12 protein-coding genes are annotated in these 13,525 nt (G+C 66.0%); 1 reads left to right on the top strand and 11 read right to left on the bottom strand.

The genetic code is table 11. The annotated features are described in order from the left end of the window. Positions 1 to 48 precede the first annotated feature (48 nt). The 10 genes from ABRP17_RS02905 to ABRP17_RS02860 all read right to left on the bottom strand — a co-directional run bounded on the left by ABRP17_RS02905 (position 49) and on the right by ABRP17_RS02860 (position 11,193). The gene (locus ABRP17_RS02905) at positions 49 to 378 is read right to left on the bottom strand and encodes a DUF3325 domain-containing protein (protein WP_349984813.1); all 330 of its coding nucleotides are present in this window, start codon (positions 376 to 378) and stop codon (positions 49 to 51) included. Further along, positions 375 to 1,997, bottom strand: coding sequence for a PepSY domain-containing protein (locus ABRP17_RS02900; RefSeq protein WP_192080421.1), 1,623 nt, complete (start codon positions 1,995 to 1,997; stop codon positions 375 to 377). Before ABRP17_RS02900 ends, ABRP17_RS02905 begins: the two co-directional genes overlap by 4 nt. Next, a complete protein-coding gene (locus ABRP17_RS02895; RefSeq protein ID WP_349984812.1) occupies positions 1,994 to 2,326 on the bottom strand; it encodes a DUF3649 domain-containing protein in 333 nt (110 codons plus the stop codon). Before ABRP17_RS02895 ends, ABRP17_RS02900 begins: the two co-directional genes overlap by 4 nt. Positions 2,327 to 2,381: 55 nt before the next feature. Then, positions 2,382 to 4,604, bottom strand: a complete 2,223-nt coding sequence (locus ABRP17_RS02890; RefSeq protein ID WP_349984811.1) for a TonB-dependent siderophore receptor — start codon at positions 4,602 to 4,604, stop codon at positions 2,382 to 2,384. A gap of 283 nt (positions 4,605 to 4,887) precedes the next feature. Next, the gene (locus ABRP17_RS02885) at positions 4,888 to 5,274 is read right to left on the bottom strand and encodes a DUF4124 domain-containing protein (protein ID WP_188324518.1); all 387 of its coding nucleotides are present in this window, start codon (positions 5,272 to 5,274) and stop codon (positions 4,888 to 4,890) included. Positions 5,275 to 5,340: 66 nt separating this feature from the next. Beyond that, positions 5,341 to 6,480, bottom strand: coding sequence for a M23 family metallopeptidase (locus tag ABRP17_RS02880; RefSeq protein ID WP_349984810.1), 1,140 nt, complete (start codon positions 6,478 to 6,480; stop codon positions 5,341 to 5,343). Positions 6,481 to 6,753: 273 nt separating this feature from the next. Continuing rightward, positions 6,754 to 8,055: a DUF445 family protein gene (locus ABRP17_RS02875; protein WP_349984809.1), complete on the bottom strand. Its 1,302-nt coding sequence runs from the start codon at positions 8,053 to 8,055 to the stop codon at positions 6,754 to 6,756. 301 nt (positions 8,056 to 8,356) lie between these two features. Then, positions 8,357 to 9,223 (bottom strand): plasmid replication/partition related protein, encoded by an 867-nt coding sequence (locus ABRP17_RS02870; protein WP_349984808.1) that lies wholly within the window; start codon positions 9,221 to 9,223, stop codon positions 8,357 to 8,359. 63 nt (positions 9,224 to 9,286) lie between these two features. Further along, positions 9,287 to 10,651, bottom strand: a complete 1,365-nt coding sequence (locus ABRP17_RS02865) for an aspartate aminotransferase family protein (RefSeq protein WP_372486948.1) — start codon at positions 10,649 to 10,651, stop codon at positions 9,287 to 9,289. 128 nt (positions 10,652 to 10,779) lie between these two features. Further along, positions 10,780 to 11,193 (bottom strand): hypothetical protein, encoded by a 414-nt coding sequence (locus ABRP17_RS02860; protein WP_349984806.1) that lies wholly within the window; start codon positions 11,191 to 11,193, stop codon positions 10,780 to 10,782. A gap of 524 nt (positions 11,194 to 11,717) precedes the next feature. Between ABRP17_RS02860 and ABRP17_RS02855 the strand changes: the two genes are divergently transcribed. After that, positions 11,718 to 13,010 (top strand): MFS transporter, encoded by a 1,293-nt coding sequence (locus ABRP17_RS02855; protein ID WP_192080433.1) that lies wholly within the window; start codon positions 11,718 to 11,720, stop codon positions 13,008 to 13,010. On the opposite strand, the gene ABRP17_RS02850 is transcribed toward ABRP17_RS02855, so the two are convergent. Then, entirely contained in the window at positions 13,011 to 13,472 is a 462-nt protein-coding gene (locus ABRP17_RS02850) for a bacteriohemerythrin (RefSeq protein WP_188324511.1), read from the bottom strand. Positions 13,473 to 13,525: the final 53 nt, after the last annotated feature.

Genomic DNA, 13,525 nt, shown 5'->3' with positions numbered 1-13,525 from the left:
GCCATGCTCGGCGAGCGCAGCGGCGCCGTGGTCAGACCATCGCCTTGGTCAGAGCACCGCCGCGACCAGGCCCATCACCGGCAACGCCACGGCCAGCGGCACGATCCAGCGCGGCTTCCACGGGTACAGGCCAAACGCCAGCAGCAGGCCCCCCAGGGTCATCGCGCCCAGCCACAGCACCGGGCCCAGCGCCCAGCCATGATCGACCACGCACAGGGCGAAGGCTGCCGCCAGCAGCAGCCAGCCCAGCACGGACCACATGCGTCGCCGTGACACCGGTGCGGCCTGCCGTCCATGGAGGTCCATCTGGTGCTTTTCCATCGCCAGCGACAGCGCGGTGAACGCACTGAAGGACAGGCACAGGGCGAGCAGCATCATGCCTGCGCCTCCGCTGCAACGGCGGCTGCGGCAGCGCGCTTCTTCTTCTCCGCGGCCGTCAGTGGCGGCGTCCAGCGCTGCATGCGCCAGCCACACATCGCCAGCATGGCGCCGAACGCCAGCATCACCAGGTCAAAGCCGGCCAGCACCCAGTCACCGGCCGGAATCGTGACGCCCAGGTGGGCGTGGGTGGTCAGAGCGTTGAGCAGCGGCAACAGCGCGAACAGCGCCGCACCCAGGTACAACTGCCACGTCCACATCACCCGCTTGGGCCAGATGAAGGCGGCCAACAAGGCGGTGCCCCACGCATAGAAGAACACGCTCACTTCCGCATCGGCGCGCTCGGCGGTCTGCAGCGGCAGCAGCCGGTTGGCCCAGAAGTACGACGCGAACGCGATCGGCAGGCCGGCCACCGCCCCGATGTTCAATGCATCGACGAGGCGCAGGCCGAAGCCGATCCTGCCGGTCTTCGCATGCTTGGGACGCTCCTTGACCGCCCACAACACCACGCCGCTGGCCACCATCAGGCAGCCGGTCAGCCCGGACAGGAAGAACAGGGCACGCAGGCCCCAGTCGGCGAAGCGCGCCAGGTGCAGGCCATACATCACGCCACGGGTGGCGGTGGCCGCGCCGGATGCCGGCGTCTCCATCAGCAGTTCGCCGCTGACCATGTCATAGCGCAGCGCCGGCGTATCGGTGGACAGGCGACGGCCATCGCGCTGGCGGATGTCGATCACCGCGTTGGCCGCGCCAGGGCTGGTGACGCTGAACCCGGACACGTCCACGCCCTTCCAATGCGTCCGCGCGCTGTCGAGCAGTTGCTGGATCGGCAGGGCGGCAGCGCGTCCTTCGGCCGGCGCACTGATCTCGGGCATGCCACCGAAGGCCTCGCTGAAGAACGCGTCTTCGTCGGTCGGGTAGGCCACTTTGACGCCCCACGGCAGGTACATCACCATCAGGGTGACGATGCCGGTATAGGTGATCATCGCGTGGTACGGCAGCGCCATCACCGCGCTGACGTTGTGGAAATCCAGCCAGGAGCGCAGCCCCTTGTCTTTGCGGAAGGTGAAGAAGTCCTTGAATATCTTCTTGTGCGTGATGACACCGGTGATGATCGCCACCAGCATGAACATCGCGCAGAAACCGACCAGGTAGCGCGCCCACAACACCGGGATGTAATGAAGGTCGAAATGCAGGCGGTAGAAGAACTCGCCGCCGCGGGTCTCGCGTGCTTCCAGTTTTTCGCCGGTGTTCGGATCGATGGTCGCATCGCCGAAACGACCGCCGCCACGCCGCCGTCGCTCGCCTTCCACCGGCGGCTTGACCATCGATTCGGGGTTGCGCCAGAACATCCGCATGGCCGGGTTGCGCGGATCGGGCAGGGTGACGAACCACGTTTCGGCCTGGCCGGCATGGGTCTGCAGGTAACCCACTGCCCGTTCGGCGGCGACATCGGTACTGACCGTGGTGGCCGGCAGCTCAGGGCGCATCCAGCGGCTGATTTCCTCGCGGTAATAGCTGGCCGTGCCGGCCATGAAAATCAACAGCAGCAGCCAGCCGACCAGCAGTCCGGTCCAGGTATGCAGCCATGCCATCGACTGACGGAATCCGTTCTTCATGCCCATGCTCCCAGTGCACGTGCCACCGCCGCCATGAGCAGGGTGGGCAGCAGAATCCCGACCCACGCCCGCAGCGCGGTGCGGGTGGCGAACGCCCACAAGGCCGCGCAGGCGCAGACCACGATGGCAACCAGCATGCCGGTCAACACGGCCTGGCCGCGCGGGCCGGGCACGACGAGCGCACAGAACACGCTGGTCACTGCGGCCAGCGCGTAGCCGCCTAAAATGGCCGCCATGCTGCGCGAAAACACGCCCCAGCCGGGGCGGGCGAAGAACGCGGCCAGGCGGGGGCTGGCGGTCGTGCTGGCGGAAGTTGGCGAGCGGTCCACGGTGATCCTGCGTTGCGGTTGGAGGCAGTGCTGCCCCATGGAAACGTGAGGGGGTTCAGAGCTTCCAGCGCAGCGTCACGGTGACGTTGCGCGGCTCGCCCCAATAAACGCCCTGGTAGAAGCCGACATTGTTGTAGTACGCCTTATCCAGCAGGTTGTTGATATTGAGCTGGGCACTGAAGTTCTCGTTGAAGCGATAGCCCGCCGACAGGTTGACCAGGTAGAACGCGTCCTGTTCGATGCGCGCGGTTTCGGTCCGACCCGTGGTCAGGTAATCCGCGCGCGGCTTGCTGCTGTTGTTCCAGATGCCGCTCTGCCAGGTGACCCCACCGCCCAGCCAGAACCGGCCTTCGATGCCGCCCGGACGCCAGCTGGTGTTGAGGCGGAACGTATCCTGCGGCGTCGTGGTTTTCTGCAGCACGCCGGCACGGTTGCGGATGGTGGTATGGGCGAAGCCGGCGGACAGGTTCCAGTGCTCGCCGATGCTGCCCTGGGTCTCCAGTTCCCACCCCTTCACCTTGTTGCCCTTGCCGGTGGATCGATAGGCCTGGCTGCCATCGGGCAGCGACGACGGCGGCACCGAATCATCGATCTCCGCCACGTTGTCCTGCTCGCCCTCGAAGACCGCGGCCGATGCATTGAGCAAGCCATCGAAGAACTCCGCCTTCAGGCCGCCCTCCCACATGTTGCCGACCACAGGCTCCAGGTAATCACCGTCGCGGTCGCGGTAGTTCTGCGGCTGGAAGATGTCGGTGTAGCTGACATAACCGCTGAAGTTGCGATTGAAGTCGTAGACCAGGCCGAGATACGGGGTCAGGGAGTCGTCGGGCTTGTAGCCCGTGCGCGTGGTGGCGGTGAGCGCGCCCGCTGTGTCGTGCGTATAGCGCCAGCTCGTGGTTTCCCAGCTGCCGTAGCGCGCACCGACCACCGCCAGCAGCGGATCGGCCAGCTGCAGGCGTGCGGCCACATAGGCAGCGCGCTGCTTCAGCTCGTTCTCCGAAGCGAGATAGCCCAGGCGGGTCACCGGCAGACGCGGAACCTCGCCGGTCCAGTGTCGCCAGTCCGGCACCCTGGCGTAGGCATCGCTGTAGTCGAAATCGATGGCATCCGATTCGCCCTTGCGCACCGACTGGCCCACGCCGAACACCAGTTCATGGTCCCGTCCGAACAGCTTGAACGGCCCACTGACGTTGAGGTCGAACACCGACATCGTGCTCTTTTCGTTGAAGTGCGAGATGTAGGCCACCACGCCGGTGCCATCGGGGCGCGGGTAACCGGATGCGCCGTACCAGACGCTGCCGTCGGTATCGCGGTCGGCATGGGTGACGTTGGCCTTGGCCGACCAGCCATTGCCGAGCTGCTGTTCCAGGCGGACGAAACGCGTCTTCTCGATGATCGGCCAGCTGCTCCACGAGGCGGACAGGTTGGTCGAGCGCGGCAGGTTCGCCGGCGTGCCATCGGCGCCCCAGTACGGCACCACGCCCCACGTCACACCGCGGGTATGCGGTGACTGGTACTCGTAGCCCAGTTCAAGCAGTGTGCTGTCAGTGACGTCGGCCTGCACGATGCCGTAGAACACGTCTTTGTCCAGTGTGTAGACATCGCGGAAGGAATCGCTCTGCTGCTTGGCCGCGACCACGCGCGCGCGGACGCGACCGTCCAGCGCCACCGGGCCGCCGAGATCGGCTTCCAGGCGTTGGTTGCCCCAGCGGCCCAGGGTCAGGTTGGCCCCGGCCTGGAAGGTGTCGGTCGGGCGCTTGCGCACGAAGCTGATGGTGCCCGACGGATCGCCGGCACCCGTGGTCAGGCCGGTGGCACCGCGGATCACCTCGATACGCTCGTAGATCACGCTGTCGGTGTTGGTCTTGATCGAACCGCCGAAAGTGTTGAGCATCCCATCGATCTGGAAATTGGTGATGTTGTAGCCACGCGACACATAGTTGATGCGTTCGCTGTCGGTGACCGACACATGCACGCCGGTAACCTGGGCCATCACATCGGACAGGGCGAACAGGCCCATGTCGTCCAGGCGCTGGCGGGTGATCACGGTCACCGACTGCGGGGTTTCGCGCAGCGACAGGTCCAGCTTGGTCGCGGTCCGCGCGTGCTTCACCGTATAGCCGTTGTCGATTTCACCGTCGGCGGTCACCTGTACGGCATCGAGGGTGCGCGCGGCATTGGCAGCAGGCGCCTCGGCGTGGGCGGTGGCGGCCATCAGCAGGCTGGTGATGGCGACGGCGAGGCGCGATGGGGCGGGTGCAACGAACGGGGACGACATGAGGGATGCGTATCCATGCAGGTAAAAAAGCCGGCGATGGAAGCGGCCGCGTGGACGCGTGCGCTCAGCGCTGCAGTCAGCGCCCGCTCCCATCGTCGCCGCGCGGGCGCAGGGCCCGAGCGGCAGACAGTGGTGTGGGTACACGGGGCGGCGGAGACGGAAGCAGAGCATCCGCAACTGACTGGCTGGGCGTACGACAATGCTTAAATGATAAGTATTCGCATTTAGTTAAGCAAGCGTTTTCAGTACGGTCCCATGGACGAACGGATGGCGCATCAGTCGGTCAGCGAACCGCGCACGCGCGGTGGATTTCCTTGTTGACGCGTTCGGGCGCCGTGCGTCCCGTGAACACCTCGGTCATTTCCTTGCGGACGCGCGCGTCCTCGCACGCTTCCGCATCGACGACGTTGTCGATGACCGTGCCGCGTATGTCCGGCTGGTCATAGCCGACGCTTTCGCGGACCCAACGGCGCGCCTGCGACGTCTCGCGGGCCACACGCACGCGGTCGGCGGAGGTCAGGTTGGGGTCGCGCACGATAGGGCGGCTGACGCCGGTGTCCAGCTCTTTCGGGCACGGCACGGACTGGTAGATGGTCTGCTTGCCGTCGCTGCATTTGTACACGCGTTGCGCATGCGCCTGCGTTGCCAGCGCGCACAGCGCCAGCGTCACCAACATCCTGGTCATGGTTCCCCCGGCGCACCGCCTTGGCGCGCGATGCGCGGGAGAATACCCTATTCAGGGAGCGTCGACACCTATGTTGGTGTAGACGCCGGCGCAGTAGCGTTTACCGTTCCGGCTGAGATTGAAGCGTTGGCAATTGGTGTCGTAACTACTGCCCGTGGCAGTGATCACGTAGCTGGACAGGGTGACCCCGTTCAGATGGTGTTGGCTTCCGTTGGACTTCAGTGACCAATGCTGGTGTGGGCCGGTTGATGCACCCCCGTTGCACAATGCCTGACCCCGGGTATTCGCCGGATTCGCGATGGGGTCGTTGGCCGTCACGGAGTCGCCGGTGGCGGGACGGATATTCATCAGGTGGTAGTAGGTGGTGGACCAGCCACCGTCATGCACGATTTCAGCCATGCACGAAGAGTGGCGTTTGAATTTTCCGGCGGCGGATGCAGATACCCAGTTGCGGCTCTGGTTGCTGCCCCACCACCCGCCCACGCCCATGTCCAGCGAAGACATCGGGAATCTGCCGCTACCGGAATTGGTGTGTGCCCCTCCGACGCGCCAGCGGGCTTTGAGCGGGTAGGGGAACTGCAGCAGGTTTTTCGGTGGAGCGTCGGCGCGGGGCTGCGCCGTGCGCGATACCTGCTTTGGCTCGGTTCCGAACAGACGGCGGTAGACATCAACGAATCCGATATCCGCCAACTGCGTCGCACGCGCGCTTTCGGTTCCTGACAGCGCATACAGCGTGCGCAGCGGATTGCCGGCAGCAAGCGCAACAGGGCCACGGGTGCTTCTGTCAGCAGCGTCGTACATCGCATCGCGCAGCGTTTCGGCAACATCGCGCAACTGCGCACTGAAACCCGTCGTGGCGACAAGCGTGCCAAACGGCCGCTCCAGGCTCGCCGAACTTGGCTGGGGAGAGCTCACCACGCCCGTCTGCAGCTCCATCAGCGCAAGCAGCACACGCGGACTGATCCCGCTGTAGCCCGACCAATGAGAAAGCGTTTCTGCCTGCACAGCCAGCGTTGGCGCATGCGTTTCCAGCCACTCGCCGATATCGAAATCAAACATTTCGTCGTACTGGTAGACAAGGTCCTCGCTGTGCAGTGTGGGCGCGCCAGCGTGCGCAATCGACAGCGTGGACGCAGCACAGAGAACAGCAAGCAGGAGAGGTCTGAACAGACGACGGTTGTGGTCGATCATGGTTAGGATCCGGTTTGAGGACGAGCGGCAGGAATGTTCAGGCCGCAACGTCTCCTGGCCCTGCGCAAAGCGGGCCTTTCAGGTCAATCAAGGACTGGCTCGCCGCTGCCGCTGTTGGCGGGCGAGCACGGCAATGCTAGGCAGGTGCGACGGCGCGGAGTTTGTCGCTAATCACAAAGCGGATGGCGTCGAAAAGATCGATCGCAGGCAGCAGTCTCTGCTTCAGGATCAATCGGTGGCGCGGCCCTGCGCGCGCGCCGTACGCAACGCGGCTTACCCAGGCAGGAACGTGGTGGCGGCATGCAGCAACAGACCGATCAGCCCACCGACCAGCGTGCCGTTGAAGCGGATGAACTGCAGGTCGCGGCCAACGCTCAGCTCCAGCTGCTCCACCAGGTGGCGCTCGTCCCAGCCTTTTACCGTTTGGGCGATATGCGTGGTGACCCCATCGCGCAGGCGCGAAGTCAACCGCTGGGCACCTTCCAGCAGATGCTGGTTGAGCGCATCACGCAGCGCCGGGTCCGATGACAGGCTGCGGCCCAGCGCCGCCATGCTGCGTTCCAGATAGCCTGCCAACGCGGAGGTCTCACTCTGCAGATCCGCGCGCAGGCTGGCGTGGATGCGCGACCACAGCCCCTGCACATAGTCCTGCAGGGCCGGGTGGTCGATCATTTCCTGCTTCAACTGCTCGATGCGTTCGGCCAGCGACGGGTCTTCGCGCAGCCGCTGTACGTAATTGCCCAGCCAAGCCTCGTAATCCTGGCGCAGCGGATGCATCGGTTCGGCGAGCACCTGCTGCATTTCTTCAAGCACTGCACCTGCCAGTCGCTCGGCCAGGCTGTCGCCGATCTCATCGATCGGCTTGATCCAGTTCACGGTGCTGGACAGGGTGGGCCACTCACGCTGGATGTAGCGCACGATCAGCTGCGATGCGCGCTCCTTTACTTCCGGCTGCTCCAGCCATCGTGCGACGCGTTGCAGGCCTTCGTCCAGTACGCGCTGATGGCGGCCATCGGCGGTCAGCAGGGCCAGCAGCTCACCCGCGGTGGAGGCCGCATTCCACTGCCGCAACTGCTGCACCACGAACGCGTGCAGTTGCCGCCGTACGGCCGTTTCATCGAAGAAGTCCAGCGCCTGCAGCGCCCACGTGCGCGCCATATCGGCCAGCATGCGTACCTGTTCCGGCGCGGACAGCCAACTGCCGAGGCGTGCCGCCGGATCAAACACCTTCAATCGTGCCAGCAGCATGTCCGGGGCGAGGAACTGATCGCGCACGAATACAGCCAGACTGTCGCCGATGCGTTCCTTGCTGCGCGGGATGATGGCGGTGTGCGGAATCGGCAGGCCCATGGGGCGGCGGAACAGTGCCACCACGGCGAACCAGTCCGCCATCGCGCCGACGGCGGCCGCCTCGCAGAACGCCGAGACCCATGCCCAGGCGCCGCGCTCTCCCTGCCAGTGGCTGACGGCGAATCCGGCCAGCATGACCAGCAACATGCCGAAGGCGATGGCCTTCAACCGGCGCAGTTGGGCGCGGCGAGGATCGTGGGGAGCAGGGGGCGGGGTGGGCTTCATGCGCGCAGTCTAACGGGGTGGATGTTGGGCGCAGTTGACGGCCTGCGGCGGGGCGGTGGGTGAAGGTGGGGCCGACCGATGCGGCTGACGGTGATGGCCGATGGGTGGGGTCGACCGATGTGGCTGACGGTGACGGCCGACGGGTGGGGTCGACCGATGCGGCTGCCGGTGATGGCCGACGGGTGGGGTCGACCGACGTCAGCCGACGGGTAGAGCCGACTTCAGTCGGCTGCTGTTTGTACGAGGTAACGAGCATCAGCCGACTGAAGTCGGCTCTACCAGTCGGGTCCACCGCTCGGCTTTACGCCAACTGGGCGCGCAGGGACGCCAGCTGCTGGCGCAGGGCGTCGTTCTCACGCGTCAGGCTGACAATCCGGGCGCGCAGTGCGGGCGGGCCTTCACCCAGCTGCTCCAGGGCGGTGAGCACTTCGGCATCGCGCAGCGCCTGCTCATCCTCGCTGACCGCGTCAGCCTCGACCACCGCGTCCGGCTTGGCGGCGCGTGGCTTGCGGTTGGCTTCGCGCGCGCGCTTGGCGGCCTGCTTCAGGTCGTCCTTGCCACCGGTGGCGGCTGCACGTTGTTCGTCTTCCGGCAGCGACGACACGGCCGCTGCCGCGCTGATCGACAGCTGGCCGTTCTTCACCGCTTCGACCACTTCCGGCGCAGCCTGCGCACGGATGCGTTCGATCATGCTGATCTGGTTGCTGCTCAGCTTGGCTTCGCGGGCCAGTTCGGCACGGCTGAACGTCGGTGCCGGGTCCCACGGGGGGCTGTCCTGGTCCTCATCCTGGCCCTCGCTGGTGCCGTCGCTCTCGCGCTGCAGCTGCTCCTGCTCGATGCGCTTGCGCGCAGCCAGGATCTCACGCTTGCGCAGCGCCAGTTCGCCACGCTGGAAGTCGGACACGCTGCGTCGGCCCAGGTGCTGCTCGATCATCCACAGGTGGACATCATCCATGCTCTGGAAGCGGGTGTTCTGCACGGTATTGAAGGGCAGGTCGTGCTTCTGGCAGATGCCGTACCGGTTGTGTCCGTCCACCAGTACATCACCCCACAGCACCAGCGCATCGCGGCAGCCTTCGGCGAGGATGCTGCGCTCCAGCGCTTCGTACTCGTCCGCGGTGAGCGGGTCGATGTAGGCTTTGAGTTCTTCTTTGACGACGATGTTCATGGGCAACGGGCGGTCGTGGAGCGGAACCGCCCATTGTACCGGCTCGTGCCGGCGCGTCCCGGCTCAGGCGGTGGCGCGGATCATGGCCCCCAGCACGTCGGCGATCCGGTCGATCTGCGCCGGTTCCACGATCAAGGGCGGCGACAACGCGATGATGTCGCCGGTCTGGCGCACCAGCAGGTCGCCATCATGGAAGCATCGCCGGAACACCTCGTGGCCGCGGCTGCCAGGGGCATCTCGGCGCGGCGCAAGCTCCACGGCGCCCACCAGGCCGAAGTTGCGGATGTCGATCACGTTGGGAAGGTCGTGCAGGCGATGCAGGGCCTGCTGCCAGTTGTCACCCAGTTCGATCGCACGCTCGAACAGGCGCTCTTCGGCATACACTTCCAGCGTGGCCAAGGCGGCCGCGCAGGCCAATGGATGGCCGGAATACGTATAGCCGTGGAACAGATCGATCGATTGGGCCGGGCCCTGCTGCAGGCTGGCATGGATGGCATCGGCCACCAGCACGCCGCCCAGTGGCACCGCGCCGTTGCTGGCCGCCTTGGCGAAGGTGATCAGGTCAGGGGTGACGCCGAAACGCTGTGCCGCGAAGGGCATCCCGACGCGGCCAAAGCCGGTGATGACTTCATCGAACACCAGCACGATGCCATGGTGGTCGCAGATTTCGCGCAGCCGCTGCAGGTAGCCGGGCGCGGGCAGGATGACACCGGCCGACCCGGCGATGGGTTCAACGAACACCGCGGCGATGGTGGACGCGTCGTGCAGCGCGATCAGTCGCTCCAGTGCGTCGGCCAGCTCGGTGCCATGCCGAGGCAGGCCCTGCGTGAACGCGTTGCGCTGCAGATCGAGGGTGTGTGGAAGGTGGGCGGTGCCGCCAAGCTGCAGGCCGAACTGACGGCGGTTGTTGGCCAAGCCGCCGATCGCCATGCCGCCGAAGCCGACGCCGTGATAGGCCTTTTCCCGCCCGATGAAGCGCGTGCGCTGGCCCTCGCCGCGCGCGCGATGGTGGGCGAGGATGATCTTCATCGCGCTGTCCACCGCTTCCGAGCCGGAATTGGTGAAGAACACATGGTTCAATCCTGCCGGCGCCAGCGCGGCGAGCCGTTGTGCGAGCACGAACGGCAAAGGCGACCCCATCTGGAAGGTGGGTGCGAAGTCCAGCGTGCCGGCCTGTTCGGCAATCGCCTGGACGATCTTCTTCCGACCATGGCCGGCGTTGCAGCACCACAGCCCGGCCGTGCCATCCAGGATATGCCGACCGTCCACGTCTTCGTAGTACATGCCTTCGGCGCGTACCAGCATGCGCGGCGCGCCTTTGTACTGCGCGTTGGCGGTGAACGGCATCCAGAACGCGTCCAGCGTCTCCGGTTGTGTGGTGGCCAGCGTGGTGAGGGAGGCGGCGGAAGAAGGCATCGAACGCTCCAGCGGGGCAGGTAGGCGCACGGTACCGCTGCGCGGGTCGAGGCGCTGTCTGCACTGTGCGAGGCGCATGAGGGCCGCGTTCCCGCGCGACACGAACGCGTTGCCCCGCCGAAGGACGCCGCTACACGGGATCACCGCGCGCTGGGCGCGGCCTCCCGGACCAGCTGCCGTCCCGCGACGATCAGGCCCTCGACCAGACGCTCGCACAGCAGCACCTCGTTGGAGCCATCGTGCTGGCTGTCGTGTACCGCGTGCAGGATTTCCAGGATCGCGTCCAATGCCTGGCGGGTGCCCTCCTGCAGGCCGGGTACTGCGCGTTCGGGCAACGTCACAGCGGACGCTGCGCGTTGCGTTGCGTCGCCGTCGCGGCGGTCAGTGCAGGCAGACACGAACTGCAGAGCAGGGCGCTGACCCGCTGCCGGGTGCGGCACGCCATTGGCCATCAGGATGCGCTCCAGCGTGTCGATGAAGGGGCGGGGCAGGTCGTGCATGCGGTCGCCCAGCAGGGAATGCAGGCGTGCACCGCTCAGGAGTTGGTCGGACATCGGTCAACCTCGCTCGGCAGGAAGGCCACCTGCGCCGAAGCGAGGGTGGCGGACGATGCGGGTTGGCATACCGGTCGTGTGATCCAAAAGCCGGCGGATACGGGGATCCCCACGCACCGTCCGCCGTATGAAGGGCGAGACAATGCATTCTCCGCCGGGCCCGTGAGGGCAGCAACAGAGTGCAAAGGACCACACGATCCGGGATGCCAATCCCGGCTGACGCTTCTACGTCGTCAGCGTCATCATCGTGCGGACGTGACCCTGCCTGCGTCTATGGGCAAAGTTGCGGTTCGTAGGTGGCGCTTAGCGCGTTGGAGGCATGTCCCGATCGGTGTGTGCGGCGGGTGCGCCAATCCGCGCGGGGTGACGCGGTACGTTCGGCGGTGGGGCCCGCTGCGCTCGCCGAGCATGGGTCGGCGCTACCGGGCGTGTGGTGCGGGCGGTGTCGGCTGAAACCAATGTGCCCCCCGGCCGGGAGCCCATGGCAGAATCCGGAACGCTTCCTGCCCAGCGATTCCCCTTCCATGTCGTCCACCGTTGCACCTGCTCCACCCACACCCGTGCCGGCCAATTCGCCGCGGCGCGTGCTGCTGGCCAGCCTGATCGGCACCACCATCGAGTTCTTCGACTTCTACATCTACGCGACGGCGGCGGTGCTGGTGTTTCCGCACCTGTTCTTCCCCGAGAGCAGTGACCAGGCCGCGCTGCTGCAGTCGCTGGCCACCTTCGCGGTCGCGTTCATCGCGCGTCCGGTGGGCTCGGCGGTGTTTGGCCACTTCGGTGACCGGATCGGTCGCAAGGCCACGCTGGTCGCTGCGCTGCTGACGATGGGGCTGTCCACGGTACTGATCGGACTGTTGCCTACGCACGCGCAGATCGGCTTGTGGGCACCGGCGCTGCTGGCGCTGTGCCGGTTCGGCCAAGGCCTGGGGCTGGGCGGGGAGTGGGGCGGGGCGGTGCTGCTGGCAACCGAGAACGCGCCCCCGGGCAAACGCGCGTGGTATGGCATGTTCCCGCAGTTGGGTGCGCCGCTGGGCTTTCTGTTGTCGGCGGGCATTTTCCTGTTGCTGGGGCGGCTGTTGTCGACCGACGACTTCCTGCAGTGGGGCTGGCGCATTCCGTTCATCGCCAGCGCGCTGCTGGTCGGGCTGGGACTGTGGGTGCGCCTGAACATCCACGAGACGCCGGCGTTCCAGAAAGCGCTCGATACCCATGCGCGGGTCAAGCTGCCGATGATGACCGTGCTGCGCGAGCACGCCGTGCCGATGGTGCTGGGCACGCTGGGCGTGTTCGCCACCTTCGTGCTGTTCTACCTGATGACGGTGTTCGCGCTGGGTCATGGCACGTCCGTGCTGGGCTACAGCCGCGAGCAGTTCCTGCTGCTGCAGATGGTCGGCATCCTGTTCTTCGCCGCCGGTATTCCCATTTCCGCGCGCTACGGCGACCGCTGGGGCACGCGCCGCACGATGATCATCGCCAGCGGCCTGATCGTGGGCTTCGGGGTGTTGCTGGCGCCGCTGTTCCAGGCCGGCAGTCCGTGGATGGTGCTGGGCTTCCTGTCGCTGGGCCTGTTCCTGATGGGGCTCACCTACGGTCCGTGCGGCACCTTCCTGGCCGAGATCTATCCGGTGGAGGTGCGTTACACCGGGGCCTCGTTGTCGTTCAACCTGGCCGGCATCCTGGGTGCGGCCCCCGCGCCCTACCTGGCCACGTGGCTGGCCGAACGCTTCGGTCTGGTGGCCGTCGGCTACTACCTTTGCATTGCCGCGCTGATCACCATCTGTGCCCTGTTGGCGCTGCAGCGGCGCGTGCGCTGATCAGCTGAAGAAGCGTTTCAAGGTGCGGCCCAGCCACGTGCCGCCCTGGTGCTGGCGGGTGAACTGGTTGAGGTGCTGTTTCACCTGCTCGGCGTACGCCTTGTCATCGCCGCGGATATGGTTGAACAGCCAACGCGACAGCATGCTGCGCAGTTCATCGGTGACATCTTCCCCCGCCTGGAAACGCAGACGGTAATCCGACACGCGCTTACCGAATATCTCGTGCACGCGTTTGTGTGCGGCACAGAACGGGTAGCCGGCCTCTTCCATCAGCTCCTCTTCGAAGGCGAAATGGGACATGGTGTAATCCACCAGTTCCCCCATCACGTCCGCCACGGCAGCGCGCTGCACCCCCTGCTGGGCAACATGCAGCTGGTTGAGCATCTCCACGATCCGCATGTGCTGATGATCGATGACGTCGATGCCGATGTTGAGGTCGTCCTGCCAGACCAGTAGTGCCATGTGCGCGCTCCATGTGACCGATGGCGCGAGTGTCGACGGCTGTAGAGCGCCGG

Origin of the sequence: Stenotrophomonas sp. WHRI 8082 (genome assembly GCF_040223995.2) — a bacterium.
Classification (GTDB): domain Bacteria; phylum Pseudomonadota; class Gammaproteobacteria; order Xanthomonadales; family Xanthomonadaceae; genus Stenotrophomonas.
The sequence above is the reverse complement of the archived record's forward strand: the minus strand, read 5'-3'. Positions and strand labels throughout refer to the sequence as shown.

Bases quoted from the DNA above. Each gene is read 5' to 3' on its own strand.
- ABRP17_RS02905 (WP_349984813.1), bottom strand. From the start codon at position 378: ATGATGCTGCTCGCCCTGTGCCTGTCCTTCAGTGCGTTCACCGCGCTG.
- ABRP17_RS02900 (WP_192080421.1), bottom strand. From the start codon at position 1,997: ATGAAGAACGGATTCCGTCAGTCGATGGCATGGCTGCATACCTGGACC.
- ABRP17_RS02890 (WP_349984811.1), bottom strand. From the start codon at position 4,604: ATGTCGTCCCCGTTCGTTGCACCCGCCCCATCGCGCCTCGCCGTCGCC.
- ABRP17_RS02880 (WP_349984810.1), bottom strand. From the start codon at position 6,480: ATGATCGACCACAACCGTCGTCTGTTCAGACCTCTCCTGCTTGCTGTT.
- ABRP17_RS02875 (WP_349984809.1), bottom strand. From the start codon at position 8,055: ATGAAGCCCACCCCGCCCCCTGCTCCCCACGATCCTCGCCGCGCCCAA.
- ABRP17_RS02870 (WP_349984808.1), bottom strand. From the start codon at position 9,223: ATGAACATCGTCGTCAAAGAAGAACTCAAAGCCTACATCGACCCGCTC.
- ABRP17_RS02860 (WP_349984806.1), bottom strand. From the start codon at position 11,193: ATGTCCGACCAACTCCTGAGCGGTGCACGCCTGCATTCCCTGCTGGGC.
- ABRP17_RS02855 (WP_192080433.1), top strand. From the start codon at position 11,718: ATGTCGTCCACCGTTGCACCTGCTCCACCCACACCCGTGCCGGCCAAT.
- ABRP17_RS02850 (WP_188324511.1), bottom strand. From the start codon at position 13,472: ATGGCACTACTGGTCTGGCAGGACGACCTCAACATCGGCATCGACGTC.